Origin of the sequence: Romboutsia faecis, from assembly GCF_014323405.1 — a bacterium.
In the GTDB taxonomy this organism is placed as follows: domain Bacteria; phylum Bacillota; class Clostridia; order Peptostreptococcales; family Peptostreptococcaceae; genus Romboutsia_E; species Romboutsia_E faecis.
This window is the reverse complement of record NZ_JACRWE010000009.1, coordinates 56,753-79,890: the sequence shown is the minus strand read 5'-3', so window position 1 is coordinate 79,890 and position 23,138 is coordinate 56,753. Positions and strand designations below refer to the sequence as shown.

23 protein-coding genes are annotated in these 23,138 nt (G+C 30.0%); all 23 read right to left on the bottom strand.

Annotated features, from left to right (window positions below; genetic code table 11):
- Nucleotides 1-2: 2 nt before the first annotated feature.
- Nucleotides 3-1,397 carry a F0F1 ATP synthase subunit beta gene (atpD, locus tag H8923_RS14925; protein WP_153972729.1) on the bottom strand — a complete coding sequence of 465 codons (1,395 nt, stop codon included), beginning with the start codon at nt 1,395-1,397 and terminating at the stop codon, nt 3-5.
- Nucleotides 1,398-1,409: 12 nt separating this feature from the next.
- The gene (gene atpG, locus H8923_RS14920; protein ID WP_153972728.1) at nt 1,410-2,276 is read right to left on the bottom strand and encodes an ATP synthase F1 subunit gamma; all 867 of its coding nucleotides are present in this window, start codon (nt 2,274-2,276) and stop codon (nt 1,410-1,412) included.
- Between the two features lie 26 nt (nt 2,277-2,302).
- Nucleotides 2,303-3,805, bottom strand: a complete 1,503-nt coding sequence (gene atpA, locus H8923_RS14915) for a F0F1 ATP synthase subunit alpha (RefSeq protein ID WP_153972727.1) — start codon at nt 3,803-3,805, stop codon at nt 2,303-2,305.
- 15 nt (nt 3,806-3,820) lie between these two features.
- Nucleotides 3,821-4,363: a F0F1 ATP synthase subunit delta gene (locus H8923_RS14910; RefSeq protein ID WP_153972726.1), complete on the bottom strand. Its 543-nt coding sequence runs from the start codon at nt 4,361-4,363 to the stop codon at nt 3,821-3,823.
- Nucleotides 4,360-4,857: a F0F1 ATP synthase subunit B gene (atpF, locus tag H8923_RS14905; RefSeq protein WP_153972725.1), complete on the bottom strand. Its 498-nt coding sequence runs from the start codon at nt 4,855-4,857 to the stop codon at nt 4,360-4,362. The genes H8923_RS14910 and atpF overlap by 4 nt, the downstream gene beginning before the upstream one ends.
- A 107-nt stretch (nt 4,858-4,964) precedes the next feature.
- Nucleotides 4,965-5,210, bottom strand: a complete 246-nt coding sequence (gene atpE, locus H8923_RS14900) for an ATP synthase F0 subunit C (protein WP_153972747.1) — start codon at nt 5,208-5,210, stop codon at nt 4,965-4,967.
- A gap of 57 nt (nt 5,211-5,267) precedes the next feature.
- The gene (gene atpB / locus H8923_RS14895) at nt 5,268-5,966 is read right to left on the bottom strand and encodes a F0F1 ATP synthase subunit A (RefSeq protein WP_153972724.1); all 699 of its coding nucleotides are present in this window, start codon (nt 5,964-5,966) and stop codon (nt 5,268-5,270) included.
- 1 nt (nt 5,967) lies between these two features.
- The gene (locus H8923_RS14890) at nt 5,968-6,357 is read right to left on the bottom strand and encodes an ATP synthase subunit I (RefSeq protein ID WP_172976748.1); all 390 of its coding nucleotides are present in this window, start codon (nt 6,355-6,357) and stop codon (nt 5,968-5,970) included.
- Nucleotides 6,358-6,361: 4 nt separating this feature from the next.
- Entirely contained in the window at nt 6,362-6,589 is a 228-nt protein-coding gene (locus tag H8923_RS14885; protein ID WP_153972722.1) for an AtpZ/AtpI family protein, read from the bottom strand.
- A gap of 456 nt (nt 6,590-7,045) precedes the next feature.
- Nucleotides 7,046-7,675, bottom strand: a complete 630-nt coding sequence (upp, locus tag H8923_RS14880) for a uracil phosphoribosyltransferase (RefSeq protein ID WP_153972721.1) — start codon at nt 7,673-7,675, stop codon at nt 7,046-7,048.
- Nucleotide 7,676: 1 nt separating this feature from the next.
- Nucleotides 7,677-8,141 carry a ribose 5-phosphate isomerase B gene (rpiB, locus tag H8923_RS14875; RefSeq protein ID WP_153972720.1) on the bottom strand — a complete coding sequence of 155 codons (465 nt, stop codon included), beginning with the start codon at nt 8,139-8,141 and terminating at the stop codon, nt 7,677-7,679.
- A gap of 177 nt (nt 8,142-8,318) precedes the next feature.
- Nucleotides 8,319-9,359: an L-threonylcarbamoyladenylate synthase gene (locus tag H8923_RS14870; protein ID WP_153972746.1), complete on the bottom strand. Its 1,041-nt coding sequence runs from the start codon at nt 9,357-9,359 to the stop codon at nt 8,319-8,321.
- Between the two features lie 28 nt (nt 9,360-9,387).
- Nucleotides 9,388-10,068: a ZIP family metal transporter gene (locus H8923_RS14865; RefSeq protein ID WP_153972719.1), complete on the bottom strand. Its 681-nt coding sequence runs from the start codon at nt 10,066-10,068 to the stop codon at nt 9,388-9,390.
- A gap of 97 nt (nt 10,069-10,165) precedes the next feature.
- Nucleotides 10,166-11,230: a peptide chain release factor 1 gene (gene prfA, locus H8923_RS14860; RefSeq protein ID WP_147540177.1), complete on the bottom strand. Its 1,065-nt coding sequence runs from the start codon at nt 11,228-11,230 to the stop codon at nt 10,166-10,168.
- A gap of 42 nt (nt 11,231-11,272) precedes the next feature.
- Nucleotides 11,273-12,124: a peptide chain release factor N(5)-glutamine methyltransferase gene (gene prmC / locus H8923_RS14855; protein ID WP_153972718.1), complete on the bottom strand. Its 852-nt coding sequence runs from the start codon at nt 12,122-12,124 to the stop codon at nt 11,273-11,275.
- 15 nt (nt 12,125-12,139) lie between these two features.
- Nucleotides 12,140-13,039 carry a DUF1385 domain-containing protein gene (locus H8923_RS14850; protein WP_153972717.1) on the bottom strand — a complete coding sequence of 300 codons (900 nt, stop codon included), beginning with the start codon at nt 13,037-13,039 and terminating at the stop codon, nt 12,140-12,142.
- A 109-nt stretch (nt 13,040-13,148) separates the two neighbouring features.
- Nucleotides 13,149-13,724 carry a thymidine kinase gene (locus tag H8923_RS14845; RefSeq protein WP_153972716.1) on the bottom strand — a complete coding sequence of 192 codons (576 nt, stop codon included), beginning with the start codon at nt 13,722-13,724 and terminating at the stop codon, nt 13,149-13,151.
- Nucleotides 13,725-13,787: 63 nt separating this feature from the next.
- Nucleotides 13,788-13,988, bottom strand: coding sequence for a 50S ribosomal protein L31 (rpmE, locus tag H8923_RS14840; RefSeq protein ID WP_153972715.1), 201 nt, complete (start codon nt 13,986-13,988; stop codon nt 13,788-13,790).
- Between the two features lie 116 nt (nt 13,989-14,104).
- Nucleotides 14,105-15,679 (bottom strand): transcription termination factor Rho, encoded by a 1,575-nt coding sequence (gene rho, locus H8923_RS14835; RefSeq protein ID WP_153972714.1) that lies wholly within the window; start codon nt 15,677-15,679, stop codon nt 14,105-14,107.
- Nucleotides 15,680-15,959: 280 nt separating this feature from the next.
- Nucleotides 15,960-16,961, bottom strand: a complete 1,002-nt coding sequence (glpX, locus tag H8923_RS14830; protein WP_153972713.1) for a class II fructose-bisphosphatase — start codon at nt 16,959-16,961, stop codon at nt 15,960-15,962.
- Between the two features lie 492 nt (nt 16,962-17,453).
- The gene (gene galU, locus H8923_RS14825; RefSeq protein WP_153972712.1) at nt 17,454-18,347 is read right to left on the bottom strand and encodes a UTP--glucose-1-phosphate uridylyltransferase GalU; all 894 of its coding nucleotides are present in this window, start codon (nt 18,345-18,347) and stop codon (nt 17,454-17,456) included.
- 101 nt (nt 18,348-18,448) lie between these two features.
- Entirely contained in the window at nt 18,449-20,347 is a 1,899-nt protein-coding gene (gene pepF, locus H8923_RS14820; protein WP_153972711.1) for an oligoendopeptidase F, read from the bottom strand.
- Between the two features lie 415 nt (nt 20,348-20,762).
- Complete coding sequence (gene spoIIE / locus H8923_RS14815; protein WP_153972710.1) at nt 20,763-23,132, bottom strand: stage II sporulation protein E; 2,370 nt, start codon at nt 23,130-23,132, stop codon at nt 20,763-20,765.
- Nucleotides 23,133-23,138 lie beyond the last annotated feature (6 nt).

Genomic DNA, 23,138 nt, shown 5'->3' with positions numbered 1-23,138 from the left:
AGTTATCTACGCTCCTTCGCCTTTGCAACAGCTTCTTCTATAGTTCCTACTAATAAGAATGCTGATTCTGGTAAATCATCATGCTTACCTTCTAGTATTTCCTTGAAACCTCTTACAGTTTCTTTAACTGGTACATATGTACCTGGTAATCCTGTAAACTGCTCTGCAACTGTGAAAGATTGAGAAAGGAATCTTTGTATCTTTCTAGCACGAGCAACTATAATCTTATCTTCATCAGATAGTTCATCCATACCAAGTATAGCAATTATATCTTGAAGTTCTTTATATCTTTGAAGTATAGATTGTACTCCCCTCGCAACTTCATAGTGTTCTTTACCAACTATGCTTGGGTCAAGAACTCTCGAAGTAGACTCTAATGGGTCAACTGCTGGGTATATACCAAGCGATGCTATTTGTCTTGATAAAACAGTCTTAGCATCTAAGTGTGTGAATGTTGTTGCTGGTGCTGGGTCAGTTAAGTCATCTGCTGGTACATATACTGCTTGAACAGATGTTATAGACCCTTTCTTAGTTGATGTTATTCTCTCTTGTAAGTTACCCATTTCTGTTGCAAGAGTTGGTTGATATCCAACTGCTGATGGCATACGTCCAAGAAGTGCTGAAACTTCTGAACCTGCTTGTGTGAAACGGAATATATTATCAACGAATAATAAAACATCTTGACCTTGCTCATCTCTGAAGTGTTCAGCCATTGTAAGACCACTAAGAGCAACCCTCATTCTCGCTCCAGGTGGTTCGTTCATTTGTCCGAATACTAGAGCCGTTTTATTTATAACTCCAGAGTCAGCCATCTCGTGATAAAGGTCATTACCTTCTCTAGTTCTTTCTCCAACACCCGCAAATACAGATATACCACCGTGTTGTTTAGCTATATTGTTTATAAGTTCTTGTATAAGAACTGTCTTACCAACTCCGGCTCCACCGAATAGACCGATCTTTCCACCTTTTAGGTATGGACATAATAAGTCAACAACTTTTATACCTGTTTCAAGTATTTCTGCACTACTTTCTATTTCTTCAAAGCTTGGTGCTTGTCTATGTATAGGAAGTTTTGGTGCATCTTTTGGAGCTGGTTTGTTATCAACTGGTTCTCCTAAAACATTGAATATTCTTCCTAAAGTTGCATCTCCAACAGGAACACTTATTGGCTTACCTGTATCAACAACTTCCATCCCTCTTACTAATCCATCAGTTGCACTCATAGCAATACATCTAACTGTATTATCTCCTATATGTTGTGCAACCTCTGCAACTATTTCTTTATCTCCTAACTTTATAACTAACGCGTTTAATAAGTTAGGTAGGCTTTTCTCATCATCAAATTTAACATCAAGTACAACTCCTACGATTTGTACTATCTTACCTACATTTGCCATTTCCTAACCTCCTTATTTTAGAGCTTCAACTCCACCTACTATCTCTGTTATTTCTTGAGTTACTGCTGATTGTCTTGCTCTGTTGTATTTCAACTCTAAATCAGATAGCATTTCATCTGCATTATCTGTAGCCGATTCCATTGCCGTTCTTCTAGCACCTTGTTCTGATGCAAAAGATTCTATAACTCCACCATATATCGTTCCAGAGATATACTTAGGTATGATATAGCCTAAAACAGCTTCTGCTGATGGCAAATATTGTACTCTACCTTTGCTTGCAGATTTTTCTTGAGACTTGGCTTCTTCTTTTTCAAATGCTAATGGAAGTACTTTTATTAATTTAACATTTTGTACTAAAGGAGATATGAACTCTGTGTAAGCCATATAAACTTCATCAACCTCTCCTTTTTTATATAAATCCATTACATTATTTGTTATTTCTAAAGCATTATCATACTCACAATGCTCTACACTTTCTACAGATTTTACTATATCGTACCCTCTTTTCTCAAAGAACTCATACGCTTTCTTACCTATAGGAATAACTTTTTCTTGTTTACCTTCCATATGAGCGACTGTAGATTTTAATATATTTGAATTATATCCTCCAGCTAATCCTCTATCTCCAGCAACAACTATATAACATCTATTTTTAACTTCTCTTTGTTTTAGAAAATCATCTTTTATACCTTTACTACCTTGAGATATATCTTTTATAGTACTGTATAACGTATTAAAGTACGGTCTTGAACTTTCAGCTCTATCCTTAGCTTTTCTTAACTTTGAAGAAGCAACTAATTCCATAGCTTTCGTTATTTGCTTAGTACTTTCAACACTGGTCATACGAGTTTTAATTTCTTTAATACCTGCTCCTGCCAATTAAATTACCTCCTTTTAAAAAAGGATTACGCTTCAACAACAAACTTTTTCTTAAATTGATTTATAGCGTTTGTTAAATCAGAAGAGAAATCTTCTCCAGCTAATATTTTAGTAGTAACATCTGGGTAGTTGTTGTCTACAAAATTATAAAGTTCTTTTTCAAATCTAGATATATTATTTACTGGTATATCTTCTAAGAAGTTATTTATAACAGCAAATATTATCATAACTTGATGCTCAACCTTTATTGGCTCATGCTCTCCTTGTTTTAAAACTTCAACTATTCTTTCCCCTTGAGCAAGTCTCTTTTTAGTATCTTCATCTAAATCAGATCCAAATTGAGAGAATGCTGCAAGTTCTCTATATTGAGAGTAAGCAAGTTTTAATGTTCCAGCAACCTTTTTCATTGCTTTTATTTGTGCACTACCACCAACCCTTGAAACAGATATACCAGGATCAACTGCTGGTCTTATTCCTGAGTAGAATAATTCTGGTTGTAAGTATATTTGTCCATCTGTTATAGAAATAACATTAGTTGGTATGTATGCAGAAACGTCACCTGCTTGAGTTTCTATAACTGGTAATGCAGTCATTGATCCTCCACCTAATTCATCTGAAAGCTTAGCTGCTCTCTCAAGTAATCTTGAGTGTAAGTAGAATACATCTCCTGGGTAAGCTTCACGACCTGGTGGTCTTCTAAGTAGTAATGACATTTCTCTATATGCAACTGCTTGTTTACTTAAGTCATCATATATTATAAGTACATGTTTCCCATTATACATAAATTCTTCACCCATAGCAGCTCCTGCATAAGGTGCTAAGTATTGAAGTGGTGCAGATTCAGATGCTGTAGCTGAAACTACTATTGTATAATCCATAGCTCCACCTTTTTCAAGAGTTGAAACTAATTGAGCTACAGTAGAACGTTTTTGTCCTATTGCAACATATATACATATAACATCTTTACCCTTTTGATTTAATATTGTATCTATTAATATAGAAGTTTTACCTGTTTGTCTATCACCTATAACAAGCTCTCTTTGTCCTCTACCAATTGGTATCATTGAGTCTATAGCTTTTATACCTGTTTGTAATGGTTCATGAACTGATTTTCTAGCCATTATTCCAGGTGCTTGAGCTTCAACTGGTCTAGTTTTATTAGTGTTTATTGGTCCTTTTCCATCTATAGGTAATCCTAGTGGACTTACTACTCTACCTATCATAGCCTCTCCAACTGGAACCTCAACAACTTTACCAGTTCTCTTTACTATATCCCCTTCTTTTATATTAGAGTCATCACCAAATATAACAGCACCAACTACACCTTCTTCAAGGTTAAGAGCCATACCATATACTTGACCAGGGAACTCTAAAAGTTCACTTGACATAACTTTTTCTAATCCATATACAGTAGCTATACCATCTCCTACCTTTAGTACACTACCTGTATCAGTTAATTCAATTTTACTTTCATAATTTTTTATTTGTTGCTTAATAATAGAACTTATTTCTTCAGGTCTTAAGTTCATGGGTTCACCGCCCTCCTAAGATATTACTTGAGATAGTTGTTCTTTCATTTTATCTAGACGATTTTTTACTGTTCCATCTATTTCTTCATTTCCAAGTCTAACTAAGACTCCACCTAAAATAGATTTATCAACTTTGTTCTCTAAAGTAACATTTTTATTGTATTTTTGCGAAAGCTTTTCTTCAAGCTCTTTTATTTCTTTTTTATTCATCGGGATTGCGCTTATTGCAAATCCTTCTAATATATTATTCTTTTCATTTAATAACTCTTTATATGATGCAGCCATATCTGGTATAAATGAAATTCTATTTTGCTCTATAAGTATTTTTAAAAAATTCTTTATATTGATATCTATTTTATTTGTAAATATACTATCAATTAAACTAATTTTTTCTTTTTTAGATATAACAGGAGATTTTAAAATTGAGAATAAATCATTATTTGTCTCAATCAAACCAACAACTTCACTTAACTCTTGATAAAGTTTATCTGTTAATTTTTCTTCCTCTCCGATTTGAAATAAGGCTTCAGCATATCTATTTGCTACTACATTTATCATTTAGATTCGCCCACCTTTTTTATAAAATCTTTTATTAAATCTTCATGTTTTTCTTTATCTATATCTTTTTCAATAACTTTAGATGCTGCAAGTAAAGCTATATCTGAAATATCATCCTTAATTTCATTCATAGCTTTTTGTCTTTCTTGTTCAATATCTTTCGTTGCTTTTTCTTTTATATGAGCTGCCTCATCTTTTGCACTAGATATTATTTCATCAGACTTTTGCTCTGCTCTTAAAGTTGCTTGTTTTATTATCTCTTGACCTTCATCCTTTGCACGACTTATCTTGTCTTCATACTCAGTTTTTAATGCCATACCTTGATTTTTAGCTTTCTCACCTTTTGCTAAATTGTCTTGTATATCATTTTCTCTAGCCTCAATTATTCCTAAAACTGGCTTGAATAAAAGTTTTTTTAGTAATAAAAATACTAAAACTGTATTTATAAGTTGAAATACAAGGTCAGATGTTATTCCTATCAAATCTTTCTCCATAGTGCTATTTGCTCCTCCTTTCCATTAATCACAATCTTTAATTAGGAGATGGTAAACCATCTCCTAATTAAAGATTTTACATTAAATCTTCTACTTGAAAATTCTTACTATATCCATGGATTAGCAAATATTAGGATTATCGCTATTACTAGACCATATATACCAGTTGACTCAGCAACCGCACATCCAAGTAACATTGTTGACATTATATCACCTTTAGCTTCAGGTTGATTTCCAACTGCTTCTGTACCTTTACCTGCTGCGAAACCTTGTCCTATCCCAGGTCCTATCCCTGCTATAGCAGCTAATCCTGCTCCTACAGCACATCCTGCTGCTATTATTGCTTGTGCCATTGTATAATCTTGCATTTTAAATACCTCCTAAATTTCTTTTTAAAATTTTTATTTTATTTAATCAGTTGCATTAGATACGAATACCATAGTTAACATTACAAATATAAATGATTGCAGAACACCTGCAAATAAATCAAAGTATAAGTGTAGAGGAACTGGTATCGCTAACTGTGCAAACGGTATTGTTACTCCTGGTACTAATGTTGATAACCATCCTAAGAATTGATATATCAACGACATTATTACTGCTCCACCTAATATATTTCCGAATGGACGGAATGATAAAGATATAGGTCTTGCAACTTCACTCACTATATTCATTGGTAACATTAATGGTATTGGATCAAGGAATCCTTTAAGATAACTAAGGCCTTTATCTTTAATACCACCATAGTAAATAAGAAATACTGTTATTAGCGAAAATGCTAATGTTGTATCTAAATCAGTTGTTGGTGATCTAAACCCTAATAGCCCTATTAGGTTAGAACATACAAAAAATACAAATAAACTTCCTATGTAAGGCACCATATTAGGCATTTGTTTAACTGCTTTTTCACCCATTGTAGATGTAACTAGGTTTTTAAGAGTAATTACAGCATACTCTAAAAATATTTGAACCTTACTGGTAGGGACTTTTTTCAAATTTCTAGTTAAGAAATATGATACTATAGCAAGTACAGCTATAATTAACCAACTAGTTGTGACAGTCGTACTTACTCTAAAGCTACCAAGTTGTAACCATCTTGCATAACTCATCCTATGACTCCTTTCTTCTTAGTTTATTAAATATTAAATTTCTTGATAATATTACCATTTTAGGTCCTATTAAACCTAAAAATACCCCAATAAGATTTAACTTGGGTGACTTTACTGATACAAACATTACTACTGCAATTATAATCATCCTAATCATATATTGACTTGTTGCATAAAGTTTTGCTCTATCAGCTGTCATATCTATTGATTTTTCTATCGACTTTGCTAAATATGTAAAATTCATTAATGCTACTAAAGTCCCAAGAACCAAGCCTAATAGCATCGATTTATCAAAATATGATGTTAATAATAATCCTATAATTATTACAACATCATATATGAAAACTCCTTTATTTATATTGACTATTTCTTGTTGTAATTTAATATCCAATTCATCACTTCCTTTTCGTATATCCAATAACCATTTTATATACAGATACGAATGCTCCACCAACTCCTATTACTAATGATATTAGTGTAAAAATTGGCTTTGTATTAAGTAAGTTATCTATATATCTTCCTAAAAAGAAAGTACCAAATATAGAAACTACCATTGTTAAACCTATCTGGCTTATTAGTGATAGCATTTTCCCTACCTCTAAATATGCATTCTTTTTTCCCATAAAAATTTTGCCTTCCTTATTCTATATTCAATTTACATTAATAGACAATATCAACAACTTCCGACATAAGTTGACAAAGTCAACTATGCATTGCCCTTTGTTGACAAAGTCAATTCTATAATCCAAATATAACAAAATTTTCGACATCATTGCGACATTTCTCCCCAATTGATGTCATCAATTAATTAATCTACTGGAATTTTGCTCATTTTCAAATTATAAACTTTAAATTTATCTATGTCTTTCGTTAAATCTATTTTACCATATTATTAAAAAAAAGCAATTCTTTTTATATGACTTTCTTAATTTTCTAAATTTTAATTGAAATTTCAACCGTTCTACCTTCAAAAAAAAATTAAAATTTAATATTACTTAATAAAATTATGCTCGGCAATAATATATGATAAAAAGACAGTCTTAAAATTTAAATTTAAGACTGTCGATATATATTTACATTTATTTTGTACCGAATAATCTATCTCCTGCGTCACCTAATCCTGGAACAATATATCCATGATCATTTAACTTTTCATCTATAGATGCAACGTATATATCTACATCAGGATGATATTTCTTAACTTCTTCTATACCTTCTGGAGCTGCAACTAAGTTAACTAACTTTATATTTGTTGCTCCTTTTTTCTTTAATACATCTATTGCAGCAACTGCTGATCCACCAGTCGCAAGCATTGGATCTACTATTAACATTTCTCTTTCATGTATATCTTGAGGAAGTTTACAGTAATATTCAACTGGTTGTAAAGTTTCAGGATCTCTGTATAATCCAACGTGTCCTATTTTAGCTGCTGGTATTAAGTTCACTAATCCGTCTACCATCCCTAATCCAGCTCTTAATATAGGAACTATTCCTAATTTTTTCCCTTGTAATACTTTACATGTAGCATTTACCACTGGTGTTTGTATTTCTGCATCTTCTAATGGTAAATTTCTAGTTATTTCGTATCCCATTAACATTGTTATTTCCGTTAAAAGTTGTCTAAAATCCTTAGAACCTGTATTTTTATCTCTCATTAATGTTAACTTATGTTGTATTAATGGATGATCTGTTACTATTACCTTACTCATATTATATTGCCTCCTGTTTACTATGCTTTTCTTCTATTTTATTTATCATATCAACTCTTCTAGAGTGTCTATCGCCTTCAAACTCAGTATTTATCCATGCATCTACAATCTCTAAGGCAAGTCCTTTTCCTATAACTCTTTCTCCTAAAGATAACATATTTGCATTATTATGAGCCTTCGACATTTTTGCTGAAAATACATCTGATACTACAGCACATCTTATTCCTGGAACTTTATTTGCAGCTAAAGATATTCCAATCCCTGTACCGCAACAAACAATTCCATAATCTACATCTTTGTTTACTACTGCATTGGCAACTGACTCCCCATATATTGGGTAATCTACTGAATCTAAATCATTATTTGTACCATAATCTACACATTCGATATCCTTAGATTGTAAATGCTTGATTATTTCTGATTTAAGGTTATAGCCCCCATGGTCACATCCTAATCCGATTTTCATATTAAAATTTCCTCCGCATTATGTATTTCGTTATGTATATTTTTGTATTTTTTATTAAAATAGCGAATTTAATAAACTTATTATAAAAATATTCACTATCTAATAGTATTCTTATGATATTATATTAAATTAAGTAACATTTTACTAGTATTTTTGATATAATTTTAATATTCAAAATTAAGCTTTAATTATTTTATAACCAGCTGATTTAAGTAGTCTGTTCATTATAGCTCTTCCTACCCCACTTACAGGGAATTCTTCTGAATATATTATATCTATTTTGTTTTTATCCATTTCTATAAGAGTACTAAATAAGTTGCTACCTACTTCTTCTAAAGTTTCTCCAAGAGATATAACTAGACCATTGTATTTTTCATAATTTTTATTTAAACACATTACACCTGTTTTTAATCCATTATTTTCATTTTGTCGAACTAAATCATTTATCTTTTGTACTACATCTTCAGAATTCCCCGATACTATATAAACATCAGCATTTGGAGAATAATGTGTATATTTCATACCAGGTGCTTTTGCCTTTTTATTATCTTCTTTTTTTTCTAAAGATGGGTCTAAATTTACCTCTCCAATTAATTTTTCCAATTCTTCTTTAGTTATACTACCTGGTCTAAGTATCATTGGTACTTCTTCAGTCATATCTAAAACTGTAGATTCTAGTCCAAAGTTACAATCTCCACCTAAAATTATTCCACTTACTCTTCCATCCATTTCCTCTCTGACATGAGCTTCTTTTGTTGGAGATGGTCTTCCTGATATATTTGCAGAAGGAGCTGCTATAGGAACACCCGCTTCTTTTATTACTGCTTGTGCAATTTTGTGAGAGGGCATTCTTATAGCTACTGTATCTAGTCCTCCACTAGTAGTTTTAGGAACTATGTCTTTTTTATTCAAAACTATAGTTATAGGCCCTGGCCAAAATTCTTGCATTACTTTTTTAGCTTTTTCACTTACATTTTTAGCTAAGTCATATACTTCTTTTTCCTCTGAAATATGAACTATAAGAGGATTATCACTTGGCCTTCCCTTTGCTTTATATATTTTCTTTACAGCATTTTCATCTAAAGCATTTGCTCCTAATCCATATACTGTTTCTGTTGGAAATATAACTGTATTTCCTTCTTTTAAAAGTTTTGCATGTTTTTCAATTTCTTTTATATCGATGTTTTCTGATTCAATTTTACTTATGATAGTTTTCATCATTTGTATACCTACCTTTGTTTTAGTTTTAGATACAATATACAATTAATGTACCTACTAAAAATCCAATTATACAATATAGACTTCTTGATTTAGGGAATATTTCTTCCAAGACAACGTACATCATTGTACCAGCTGCTGTAGCAAGAAATACACCTATAAGCGAAGAAAAAATCCCCCCAAAATAAGCACCTAAAAAACTCCCTATACCCATAGGTATTCCTGCTATTATTGTAAATAAAATTACCTTAGCAATTTTCATTTTGCTGCCAACCAAGCTTAATGCCATTGCTAAACCTTCAGGTATATTATGTATCCCTATAACTATTGCTAACGTCATACCTAGAGATTCTTTTGACATAAAAGATGATCCAATAGCTAGCCCTTCCGGTAGATTATGTAATAGTATACTCAAAAAAATTAAATACCCTGACTTCATATCGCTAGATATGTCTAAGCTTGACTTTATGAGCATTGTTATAATTACTCCTACAAATGTAAATATAACGGTTTGCATAACTCCCATGATTTCCATAGATTCTTTCATTAAGTCAAATACTACAACAGCTAACATTATTCCACCTGATAGACCCATAAAAAAATCTATATATTTGTCTACTTTTTTCTTGAAAATAGCTGATATTACTCCCCCAAAACCAGTTCCTATAACACCTGCAAATAAACCAATTAAAGTAATTCTTAATATCAATTCTCAACCCCCTTGTACCATTATATAATAATTATATACAGTACAAGTTCATAAGATAACTAAAGTTCCTATAGAAAAATCCCTAAATATTAGGGATTTATATTGCAGACATTTTTTCAGTTTGATCAACTGTTATTAAGGCATCTATCATTTCATCGATATCTCCATCTAAGAATTGATCTAACTTATATAATGTTAAGTTTATTCTATGGTCACTTACTCTTCCTTGAGGGAAGTTATAAGTTCTTATTCTTTCAGATCTATCACCTGTACCTACCTGACTCTTTCTTTCAGCTGATATTTCTTTATTTTGCTCAGCTATAGCCTTATCATTAAGTCTAGCTACAAGTATTTTTAAAGCTTGTTCTTTATTTTTTAACTGTGATTTACCATCTTGGCAAGATACTACTTCTCCTGTAGGTATGTGAGTTATTCTTACCGCAGAGTCGGTAGTATTAACACTTTGCCCACCATTTCCTGAAGAACGGAAAACATCTATTCTTAAGTCATTTGGATTTATATTTACTTCTACAGTCTCAACTTCTGGTAATACAGCAACCGTTGCAGTTGATGTATGTATTCTTCCTCCTGATTCAGTTGCTGGGATTCTTTGAACTCTATGAACTCCTGATTCATATTTTAATCTTGAGTATGCACCCTTACCTTTTATTAAGAAAGATACTTCTTTATATCCACCAACACCAGTATCACTAGCACTTAATAATTCTATCTTCCATCTTCTTCTTTCAGCATATCTTGAATACATTCTGAATAAGTCTCCAGCAAATAGAGCTGCTTCATCTCCACCTGCTCCACCTCTAACTTCAACTATAACGTTCTTTTCATCGTTAGGGTCTTTAGGTAATAATAGTATTTTTAATTCAGCTTCTAATGGTTCTACTTGGTCTTCCATCTCAGATAGTTCCATTTTAGCTAACTCTCTTAATTCTTCATCAGACTCCTCTTGTAGTATCTCCTTAGAGTCTTTTATACTGTTTAGAACAGACTGATATTCTCTGAACTTCATTATGATTGGTTCTAAATCAGCATGCTCTTTCATATACTTTTGCCAAACTTTTTGATCGCTTATTACTTCAGGATCACTTATTTTTTCTGTTAGTTCTTTATATTTATCTTCTAGTACTGCTAATTTCTGTAACATACTTTCACCTCTTTAATTGTAACATATCAATTGTTCATTATATCATAGTTTATAACCTATAACAACTCTATCAATTCCCTGTAAATCTTTCTTTGTATATATTTTATTATACCCATTCTTCTTCATTATCTCTGATACATCCTCAGCTTGATCATGACCAACTTCATATGCTAATATTCCATTTTCTTTTAGATACATTCTTGATTGTTCTGTTATGCTTCTATAAAAGTCTAGCCCATCTTCTCCACCTTCTAAAGCTGTATATGGTTCATAGTCTTTCACCTGAGTATGTAAAGTTTCTATATCTTTTTTAGGTATATAAGGAGGATTAGAAACTATAACATCAAATTTTATATTTTTATTTTCTATAGAACTAAATAAATCAGATTTTATAAATTCAACTCTATCATCAACTTCATTACTTATTGCATTCTTTTTACCAATTTCTAACGCTATGTCTGATATATCAAAAGATTTCACCTTAGAAGTCTTCAAATATTTGGCTAAACTTATAGTTATAGCCCCTGAACCAGTTCCTATATCTAATATACTTAAATTTTCTTTACTTTTGCAAAGCTCTATTATCTCTTCTACTAAAGGCTCTGTATCTGGCCTTGGAATTAAAACTCCTTCTTGTACGTAAAAATCTAATCCCATAAATTCTCTATTTCCTACTATATAAGCAACAGGTCTTCCCTTTAATCTATCTTGTATAAATGTATTAAATAAATCCTCTTGTTCTTGTGTTAACTCTTTATTTAAATTTAGACGTATATAAAGACTATCTACATTTCCAAGAGCTTTTTCTAGTAATATTTCAACATCTAATCTTGGCGTGTCACTTATATTTTCTAACTCTTTTGAGTATTTTATAATTATATCTCTAATTGTCATAACTGCTCCTTTTTCTTAATTCACAACAGCCTTTAATGCCGCTAATGCCACCTCTAATTGTAAATCATCTGGCTCTTTTGTTGTAAACTTTTGTAACATCATTCCTGGATATGCAACAATTTTAGTTAATTTATTGTTATATTTCCCAAGAAATCTAATTATCTCATAAGATATACCAGCAACTACTGGTATACATACTATTCTCATTATCACTCTAACTAGAGGATTAGGCCACCCAAAGAATGAAAACAATATTATAGATGTAAACATAACTATAAATAAAAAGTTTGTTCCACATCTAGGGTGTAATGTAGTAAACTTTCTTGCATTTTCGATAGTAAGCTCTAAATTATTCTCATAACAGTATACAGCTTTATGTTCTGCTCCATGGTATTGAAACGTTCTTTCTATATCTTTATTTTTTGAAATTATAACAATATAAGTAAATAGTATTAGTATCCTAATTATTCCCTCTATCAAGTTTAAAATAACCTTATTAGAAATAATTTTTGAAAATAATCCTCCTATAAATGTTGGAATTAAAACAAACATACCTATGGAAATTAGAATAGCAAAAAACATAGCTATAACTAAAACCACATCATTGGCTTTATCTTTGAATACTTTTTTAAGTAATATGTCAAATTTATCTTCCTCTTCATTTTCTTCATCCATAAAAAACTCTGAAGAGTAATTCAAGCTATTAATACCCTCAAGCATGTTTTCAATTAATATAAATGATCCTCTAACAAAAGGAATTTTATCTATATTTTTATCATTTATCCAGCTTTTTATTTTATTTTTTTTAATTACAATCTCTCCATCTGCTTTTCTAACAGCTATTGCTCTTTTTTTCTTTGACTGCATCATTACACCTTCAATTAGAGCTTGACCACCAACAGCCGGTTTACTCATATACTCACCTCTTAGCTATTTTATATTTTTATTTTATTATAATATAAAAATTCCCTTTAAAGTAAACTTTCTCTCACTCTAAAGGGATATATTCTAAATTAGCTTATTTTTATTTATATACTACATGACACTTCCTGCATCTAGCCTCATAACTTTCTACTGCTCCAACTTGTATTATTGGATCATTATATCTAGCTGGTTCTCCATTGATTAGTCTTTGAGATCTTGTAGCAGGTTGTCCGCATACAGAACAAACAGCTTGTATTTTATCAACGAATTCTGCTATCGCTAATAACTTTGGCGTTGGTCCAAACGGCTCACCTTTAAAGTCCATATCAAGACCTGCAGCTATAACTCTGATTCCTTTGTTGGCTAAATCCACAGCTACACTTACAACTTCTTCATCAAAGAATTGTACTTCATCTATTCCAACAACTTGAACTTTATTATCTATATAATCGTAAATTTCATTAGCTTTATTTATAGGAATTGCATCTATACTTTCTCCACTATGTGAAACTACGTCTTCTTTACTATATCTATCATCTATTTTAGGCTTAAATACCACAACATTTTGTTTTGCTATTTTAGCTCTTTTTAGTCTTCTTATAAGCTCTTCGCTTTTCCCACTGTACATTGGTCCAATTACAGCCTCTATATAACCATGATTAATCGGTCTATACATTATTTAGAACCCCCTAGTTAAATAAAATAGGAGTTGGCTTCCCAACTCCATTTTTTATAAAAATTAGTCCATTTTGAATCTCTTCTTGAACTTGTCGATTCTTCCACCAGCTTCTATATTCTTTTGCTTTCCAGTGTAGAATGGATGGCATTCTGAACATATTTCAACTTTTATCTCATCGTTAGTTGAACCAGCTTGGAATTTATTTCCACATGCACAACTTACTTCAATAACATTGTATTTAGGTTGTATATCCTTTTGCATTATTGTCACCTCTTCTCTTTATTTTTAAAATTAATCATATTAATTTTTCATTTACATTATCAACTACACCATTATAACATAAGTTTTTTAGTGGTACAAGGAGTTTTTATTTCAGATTAAAGTGCCTTTATTGATTTAACAAACTCATCATTATTCTTTGTTCTTTTTAATAATTCTATAACTTTGTCAGTAACTTCCATAACTGAATTATTACTCATTTCTCTTCTTAATCTCCAAAGTGCTGTCTTTTCTTCTTCAGAAAGTAATAAGTCTTCCCTTCTTGTTCCTGATTTATATATATCTACTGCTGGGAATATTCTCTTTTCTGCAAGCTTTCTGTCTAGGTGTAATTCCATATTACCTGTACCTTTAAATTCTTCAAATATTACATCATCCATTCTTGATCCAGTTTCAACTAATGCTGTTGCAAGTATTGTTAATGAACCACCTTGTCTAATATTTCTAGCTGCACCAAAGAATTTCTTTGGTCCATGTAATGCGCCTGGATCAAGACCTCCAGATAGAGTTCTTCCTGTTGGAGATATTGTTAAGTTATAAGCCCTAGCAAGTCTAGTAATACTATCTAACAAGATTACTACGTCCTTACCATGCTCAACTAACCTCTGAGCTCTATTTAGAACCATTTCAGCTACCTTAACATGATGACTTGAAACTTGATCGAAAGTAGAGTATATAACATCTCCATCGATAGATTCTTTCATATCAGTAACTTCTTCAGGCCTTTCATCAATAAGAAGAACTATTAATTCCACATTTGGATGATTTTTCACAATACTATTTGCTACATTTTTAAGAAGCATAGTTTTTCCTGCCTTAGGAGGTGCTACTATTAATCCTCTTTGACCTTTACCTATAGGAGATATTAAATCTATAAGTCTTGTAGCAATTTCACCTTGACTCTTTTCTAAAGTTAACTTTTCTTCTGGATATATAGGTGTTAAGGTTTCAAATGCTTTCCTTTGTATAGCAGTTTCAGGTCTTTCATCATTTATTTTTTGAACATATAAAAGTGCTCTAAATTTCTCGCCTGTTTTCGGGTGTCTAGTTATTCCTTTAACCTTGTCCCCTGTTTTCATATTAAATCGTCTTATTTGAGATGGAGATACATACACATCTCCTTCTGTAGATAGATAATTTGAACCTCTTAAAAATCCAAAACCATCCGGAAGTATTTCTAATACGCCCATTACCTCATCATCTTTAGAAGTATTGAACTCATCAATTATTTTAGATTCTTCAACTATCTTTGGAGTATAATAAGATTTATTACTATTATTTCTAAGTTGTCTATTATCTATTCCTTGAGGCTTGTTATTATAATCATTATTTTGATGTCTATTATCTATTCTCTGACTCTGACTCTTACTCTCTACATTTCTACTACTATTATTTTCATATTTATTATAAGGCTTTACATAAACTGTTTCTTGTTTATTATATGTTTGCACATTGTCTTGCGATCTATTGTTAGTATCATTGTATTTTTCATTAGACTTATTCTCATCTTTTTTAATGTTTTCCGATGAACTATTTTTTGTATTTTCATTAATAATTTCAATTAATTCGCCTTTTTTATATTTGCTAACTGATTTTATATTTAATTCTTTAGCTATATCTTTCAATTGTGCTAAAGTTTTACTATTTAATTCTTCTACCGTTATATTATTCAAATTAAAAAAATCCTCCTCTATGTATAACTATATATTTTATTTTGATATTCATTCAATCGGGAATTAAAGGTGTGAAAAAGAAAAGTTTTATTAAATAATTAAATTAATAATATCATTATTATTATATTATGGTCAATAAATAATATTCAAATACCTTTTCTAAGAATTTTTGTAAAATAATTCATATATATTTTAATTATCAAAAACAAAATAAGTTAGGTAGTCCTTATGGCTACACTTATGTATAAGTGTAGTTTACTAATTCCTACCTAACTCTACTTTAGTCCATATTATATTTTTTCATTAAATCTACTAATATATCATTTTTATCCAAATTGTGTATAGCATCTACAAATCTTATAGTTCCAGTTTTACCCCTCATAACTACAGATTGAGTTGTAGCTTTATTATTACCTATAGATACTACACCTTTTAATAAATCCCCTTGAGTAATTCCTGTTGCTGCAAAGAATAAATCATCTCCCTTTGCTAAGTCATCTATAAATAGTATCTTTTCTATGTCTTCATCTGAGAATCCCATCTCATGACATCTCTTTGTTTCTTGCTCACTTAATGGATATATTTGTCCTTGCATATCTCCACCCATACATTTTACTGCAGCTGCCGTTATTACGCCTTCTGGTCCTCCGCCAATTCCCATTAGCATATCTATTCCTGTTTCTTCAAAACATGTAGCTATTCCTGCGGCAACATCACCATCACTAAATACCTTTATTCTAGCACCTAAGCTTCTCGCTGCCTTAACTATATAATCATGTCTTTCTCTATCTTGTGTTATTATAGTCATTTCAGAGGTTTTCTTTCCTAATGCCTTTGCTACAGATATTATATTTTCTTCTGCACTTTTATTTAGATCTATTACCCCTTTTGCTTTAGGTCCAACTATAATTTTCTTCATATATGTATCTGGTGCATTTAATAAACTCCCTTTTGCACCCATAGCTATTACTGATATAGCATTTGGAAGACCTTTGGCTATTAGTGTAGTACCTTCTAATGGGTCTACAGCTATGTCTACTTCCTTACAATCATCAGTTTGTAAACCAACTTTTTCTCCTATATATAGCATAGGTGCCTCATCTAACTCACCCTCACCTATAACTACCTCACCCTTGATCTTAATAGATTCAAAAGCTCTTCTCATAGCTTCAACAGCTGCTCCATCTGCTCCATTTTTATCTCCTCTACCCATAAATTTAGAAGATACTAAAGCTGCAGCCTCTGTTACCCTTACTAATTCTAACGCTAAATTTCTATCCATTATACGACACTCCTTCGTTATTTTCACTAAAAATTATACATTATATTCGTATTTTAGTAAATATACATCATATTTTCTTTTATTTTGTCGTATCATTTATTATTTATTAACAATATGTAATATACTTTTTCTTATATAATATCACGTTTAGACAGGAATATGCTTTAAAACAATTATAAAATTAAAATACCACCAATATAATAAACATAAAACTAATTAACATATACAATAATATCCTTACAAATGTTAATCAATTTTTATTTATTTCTTGGTGGTACCTATTTAAAGTTATTCTATACATTCTCTAGAATGCACCTGCAATCATAGTTAACATACTAACTATACTAGTTGATACAAGTGCAACTACTATAGTTATAGCTATTATCTTATTTCTTTTTTGATTTTTTTTAACTGACATATCTAATCACCTCTCTATCTAAAGACTTTAAACTATACTTCTTTAAATTCAAAGCTTTCTTCTTGATTGTTTATCTATTTATTATTATCTATATTGCCTTCTATACACACCTTATTTAGATATTTCATAAAATCATCCTTAAGCTCAGGTTTCTTCAATGCAAAATCTACAGTTGCTTCTAAAAATCCTAGCTTATCTCCAACATCATATCTTTTTCCTTCAAAAATATATGCATACATAGCTTCTTTTTTAGATAACATTTTTAGTGCATCAGTGAGCTGAACCTCTCCACCTTTTCCTGGAGGTAATTCTTCTAAAATCTTAAAAATTTCTGGAGTTATTATATACCTACCCAATATTGCAATATTAGACGGAGCCTTATCTATTTCTGGCTTTTCTACTAAATCCTTGACTTTATACACTCTATCCTCGATATGTTTCGCTGATATTATACCATATTTATCGACATCTTGTTCATTAACTTTTTGAACTCCTAATACAGTAGTTCTATATTCATCGTAGGTATCTATAAGTTGTTTTAAGCAAGGAGTCTCACTATCTACTATATCATCACCCAGCATTACTGCAAAGGGTTCATTACCAATAAAACTTTTTGCACAATGAATAGCATCTCCTAAACCATTTGGTTCTTTTTGTCTAATATAATATATACTAATCATATTTGATATTTTTTGAACTTTTTCTAGCAATTCAGTTTTACCCTTTTTCTCCAATTCTAGTTCTAATTCTACAGATTTGTCAAAGTGATCTTCTATAGATTTCTTATTTTTACCAGTTATTATTAAAATTTCTTCTATACCTGATTCTACAGCTTCTTCTATTATATACTGTAAAGTTGGTTTATCAACTATCGGTAACATCTCCTTAGGTTGAGCTTTTGTCGCTGGCAGAAATCTTGTTCCTAAACCTGCAGCTGGTATTACTGCTTTCTTTATTCTTTTTAGCATATGATAATTGCCTCCATATTAAAATAGGCCGTCTTAAAATTAATTTATCAATTTTATTCTAAGACATGCCTTTATATATTTTAACTCTATTATATTTAAATTTATTTTTTTTCGAGAATTTCTTCTAGCTCTTTAACTAAATCATCAAACCTTTTAATTGTATTTACTATAGGTTTTGTACTAGTCAAATTAACACCACTATTCTTTAGTATATTTATTGGATAATCAGAACCTCCTTTTTTTAGAAAATACATATAGTTTTCTGCTCCATTATTATTTAAAATAGATTGAGCGAAAGTAACACCTGCACTACATCCAGTAGCATACTTATATACATAAAAACTATTATAAAAATGAGGAATTCTTGCCCATCCAACCATAGATAATTGATCTAATTCATAGCTATTTCCATAGTATTTTTTTAATAATTCAGCCCATATATCATTTAATACTAAAGCATTCACATTCTTATTACTTTCAACCATTTCATGTATAGTTTTTTCAAATTCAGCGTACATAGTTTGAGTATATAATGTATTTTTTATTAAATCCAAGTATTCTGATATATAATAGGCTTTTTCTTTATCATTACGCGCACCTTTAATTAAACCTTCATAAAGTAAAGCTTCATTTGTAGTAGATGCTACTTCATGAGTAAAAATTGAGGGACTAGAATTAAAGTAATTTTGGTTTTTACAACTTAAATACTCATAAATAGCATGTCCTAATTCATGAGATAGAGTAGAAACTGCTCCTAGTGAATTATTGTAATTTAATAATACATATGGATGATTTCCATATACTGATAAGCAGTACCCACCACTTACTTTATTATCATTAGAGTATACATCTACCCATCTTTCATTAAACGCTTTGTATATTATATCTGCATATTCTTCTCCCAAAGGAGACATTGCTGTATATACCATAGTTTGAGCCTTATCATATGTTATATCATTATCTACTGGTTCAACTATAGGTACAAACATATCATAATAATACACCTTATCTAAGTTTAATACTTTTTTCCTTAAGTCTATATATTTATGAAGACTCTTTGTATTATTACTTACTGTATCAATTAAGCTATTATATACCTTTTCATCAATATCATCTGATTTTAGGTACATATCTAAAGATGAATCATATCCTCTTGATGATGAGTAAAAAATATTCTTCTTAACTTGGCCGATTAATAAAGCCGATAAAGTATTTATATTATCATTATAAGGAATAAACTCACTTTTATATGCTGATTTTCTTCTCTCTCTTTCAAAACATTCTATTTCACTAGCATATTGACTAGGTGTTAAGCTTGATTTCTTATCCATATTTCTAAAAAGATCATATACATTTGATGGTAAACTTGCAAGAGCAGAAGTATTGTTTAACAAACTTTCTTCTTTATCATCTAAATAATGATCTTTATTTCTTCTAATATCGTTCATATACATTCCATATTTTTTCTTTATCTTATTATTGCTTATAAATTTGTTATATTCTTTATCTGATAACTTTAATATTTCAAGTTCTAACTTTGAACATATAGAGGAATATTCCTTATATGCTTTTTTAGCTTCTTCATTCATATCCAAATATTTATATGAATTTTTATTAGTATCTAATTTTAATTTTGGATAAGCACATAGTTTATCTAGTCTTATATCTAATTTTTCTTTAATGTCTAGAGCAAAAGCTAAATGTGTTTCTGATTTTGTAACTTTACCAACATAATTTTTAAGTTCTTTAGTGTCTTTTCTAAAAGACTTAAGTTCATTTTTCCATTGGTCATCACTTTTAAATAAAGATTCTAGATTCCAACTTGTTTTTGTATAATCTATTTTTTTTTCTTCATTAGGCTTATCATCTTTTTCATCTAAGCTCTTAATTGATGAGGCAAGAACACTATCACTAAACTCTTCAGCCTTACTTGTTACACATATACTTGAAGTAATTATTAGTAAAGAGATTAAAAATATTTTTGTAAACTTTATCCCCATAAATATCCATCCTTTCATCAAATCTACTTAATATTAGGATGGCTTCTTTTAGTTATATTATTCAAAGTTTACCATTTATCTAATTTTACACCTTTAACTTATCCACATACTTATTAACATATTAACAGTTTATAAAATCTTACTTAAGTTAGGTATTTCAGTAAGTTATATCCAAATATAATTATCTAAGATTATGTTTTTTCTCAATTTATTAACATTTTTTGATGATTTATCAACAAATTACACCATATTTTCTTATCTTTTTGTTGATAAATCTTCAAATTTCGAAATTACAATAAATAAAATTTCTATTTAATTTTAGTAGAATTCTGTCGAACCTTGTAATTTCAACATTTATATGTTTTTTATTTTTTTATAAAGTTATCCACATTTTATTAACATATATTATAATTTATTATTGAGAGTACATTTTTGTAACTAAAACAGTCATATCATCATCTACTTCCCCTAATTGTAGTTCTAAAGCTCTATCTAAAATTTTATTAGCAATTTCTTTTGGATTTGTAGATTCTAATTTTTGTAAGAAGTATATTAGCCAATTATCACCGAAGTTATTGCTCTTACCTGCATCAATAATTCCATCAGAAACCATGATCACATAATCTCCATTTCCTAACTTTGTATTATGTCTATCCATTTTTATATCAGACAATATACCTACAGGAAGTGATGATGATGATATTAAGTCTACTTCACCATTATCTCTTTTTATATAAGATGGGCATGAACCCATTTTTACAGTTTCTAAGCTTCCTTTCTTTAAATCCACTATTCCTAAATCTAAAGTAGAAAACATTTCTTCTGAAGATTTAAGAAGTAGCATATTATTTATAGTATTAATAACTATTTCGTTATCTATTTTTGCATCAATCATTTTTTCTAATATATCTATAGTTACAGAAGATTCATCGTATGCTTTTTTTCCTTTACCCATTCCATCACTAATTGCCATTATATATTTTCCATCACTAACTTCCATATAGGTATAGTTATCTCCTGAAAGGACATATCCATCTCTAGACATAGATGCAACATTAGTCACTGCTTTATAAACTTGAGCCTTAGTTAACTTTATCGTACAATTCGATCCTAAAGTGTGACACCCAATTTTTTGCACAGATAATTTCTCGTCTATGCAATCTTCTACTATACTTATTAACCTTTTATCACATAAACATCCATTACTACAAGTTCTTCTCTTAATAGTTATTTCGAAATCATCATTTCCTTTTGTTAAATAATTTATTCTTTTTATACTAATATTATTTCTTTCTAGCTCATCTGAAATTCCCTTTTCTTTTTCTAAGTCTATACTGATATTAGTATTCAAGTCCTTGGACAAATCTTCTATAGATTTAGATATATTTCTAATTTGATTAGATATTATCTTTCTACTCTCTGAAAACTTATTATTCCAATCATAGTCTAAAGCAAAAAGTTTATAATAATAGTTTGCTACCTTAACTATCATTTCTGGTTTCATACATTCTTTTCTAAAATCTTCTGGAATAGTTCTTGAAGTTGCTTCCCCATGCTCCTCTATATTTTCTATTAATTTATACATTAATTTATAGGTGTGGTTAAATCTAGTTTCCCAACACATTCTCTTCATACTACAACTTGTACATTCATCATTATGAATCATATCAATTAGGTTAGTTATATCTTTCTCATTTATTATTTTATCTTTTTCCCTTATATTATCGAATGTATTTGCAAGCTCATTATATGTTTTATATATGTCCATAAGTCTATTATTAGTTAAGTTCTTACTTCTATTTATATAATCATGGACTATTTCATTTGAATCAATATTACTTTTTACAAGCTTTCCTACTCTATCAAAAAATGATTTTGGTAAAATAATTACAATTAAAGAAGCAATTAATATATCTCTAACTTCCATAATATTCGAGCTAAGACCAGATGTATAAGAGTACATAATTATCCAACTTAATATATATCCTAATATACAAAAGTATTTATTTAGTCTACTAAACGCACCTCCTACTAAACCAGCAAAAGAATATATGCCCATATAAACTGCTGATGTTATATTATTTATAATAAACGCAAGCCCAACTACAACTCCACTAGTAGATCCCATTGCAGATCCACCTACTATAGAAGCAACTAAAATTAATACCGTTGATAAAACCGAACGTATAGAAAGCCCAAATACAGTAATACTTCCTATTCCCATAATACTAAATGTAATTAATAAACTCATCGATATGGCCTCTTCAAGCCGTACTGATACTCTATTATTACTATTAATAATGAGGGTCACTCCAAAAGAAAAAATATATATGGCTATAAATGATATAACGGATTCCATTCCTATTAGTAATAAATCGTAAATATATTTACTACCTACCAAAGCTTGTCCAATAGAAACAGCCGATAATATAAATACACCTAACATACTCACTTTAAATATAGATGGCACTTTTTTTAATTGGCTACTTAAAATTAAAATCGCACATAAGGCTATACTATACTTAAATATGGACCCAGTATTATTTCCAGATAATAATATACCTAATAAAGTGGAAACAAACACCGGATATTTATATCTATCCAACTTTGATATACATATAAAAAATGCAAATCCTAATGGAGCTATATAATCAATTAATGTAGACCTACTTAACAAGAATCCCATTATTATAAATATTATTGTATTAGCATCAACGAATTTACTTATTCTCACATCATTTAATCTAATATCTTTACTTTTTAAAGAATTAATCGTTTTATCCATAAAAAA

What these genes read in the sequence shown, in the direction of transcription:
- H8923_RS14885 (WP_153972722.1), bottom strand. Translation starts at nt 6,589, where the DNA reads ATGGGAAAAAAGAATGCATATTTAGAGGTAGGGAAAATGCTATCACTA.
- pepF (WP_153972711.1), bottom strand. Translation starts at nt 20,347, where the DNA reads ATGGGGATAAAGTTTACAAAAATATTTTTAATCTCTTTACTAATAATT.
- atpF (WP_153972725.1), bottom strand. Translation starts at nt 4,857, where the DNA reads ATGGAGAAAGATTTGATAGGAATAACATCTGACCTTGTATTTCAACTT.
- rpiB (WP_153972720.1), bottom strand. Translation starts at nt 8,141, where the DNA reads ATGAAAATCGGATTAGGATGTGACCATGGGGGCTATAACCTTAAATCA.
- H8923_RS14910 (WP_153972726.1), bottom strand. Translation starts at nt 4,363, where the DNA reads ATGATAAATGTAGTAGCAAATAGATATGCTGAAGCCTTATTTCAAATC.
- glpX (WP_153972713.1), bottom strand. Translation starts at nt 16,961, where the DNA reads ATGGATAGAAATTTAGCGTTAGAATTAGTAAGGGTAACAGAGGCTGCA.
- upp (WP_153972721.1), bottom strand. Translation starts at nt 7,675, where the DNA reads ATGAGTAAGGTAATAGTAACAGATCATCCATTAATACAACATAAGTTA.
- H8923_RS14845 (WP_153972716.1), bottom strand. Translation starts at nt 13,724, where the DNA reads ATGTATAGACCGATTAATCATGGTTATATAGAGGCTGTAATTGGACCA.
- atpD (WP_153972729.1), bottom strand. Translation starts at nt 1,397, where the DNA reads ATGGCAAATGTAGGTAAGATAGTACAAATCGTAGGAGTTGTACTTGAT.
- atpA (WP_153972727.1), bottom strand. Translation starts at nt 3,805, where the DNA reads ATGAACTTAAGACCTGAAGAAATAAGTTCTATTATTAAGCAACAAATA.
- atpE (WP_153972747.1), bottom strand. Translation starts at nt 5,210, where the DNA reads ATGGCACAAGCAATAATAGCAGCAGGATGTGCTGTAGGAGCAGGATTA.
- prfA (WP_147540177.1), bottom strand. Translation starts at nt 11,230, where the DNA reads ATGTTACAGAAATTAGCAGTACTAGAAGATAAATATAAAGAACTAACA.
- H8923_RS14850 (WP_153972717.1), bottom strand. Translation starts at nt 13,039, where the DNA reads ATGAGTAAACCGGCTGTTGGTGGTCAAGCTCTAATTGAAGGTGTAATG.
- prmC (WP_153972718.1), bottom strand. Translation starts at nt 12,124, where the DNA reads ATGACAATTAGAGATATAATTATAAAATACTCAAAAGAGTTAGAAAAT.
- galU (WP_153972712.1), bottom strand. Translation starts at nt 18,347, where the DNA reads ATGCTAAAAAGAATAAAGAAAGCAGTAATACCAGCTGCAGGTTTAGGA.
- atpB (WP_153972724.1), bottom strand. Translation starts at nt 5,966, where the DNA reads ATGAGTTATGCAAGATGGTTACAACTTGGTAGCTTTAGAGTAAGTACG.
- spoIIE (WP_153972710.1), bottom strand. Translation starts at nt 23,132, where the DNA reads ATGGATAAAACGATTAATTCTTTAAAAAGTAAAGATATTAGATTAAAT.
- H8923_RS14870 (WP_153972746.1), bottom strand. Translation starts at nt 9,359, where the DNA reads ATGAAAACTATCATAAGTAAAATTGAATCAGAAAACATCGATATAAAA.
- rpmE (WP_153972715.1), bottom strand. Translation starts at nt 13,988, where the DNA reads ATGCAAAAGGATATACAACCTAAATACAATGTTATTGAAGTAAGTTGT.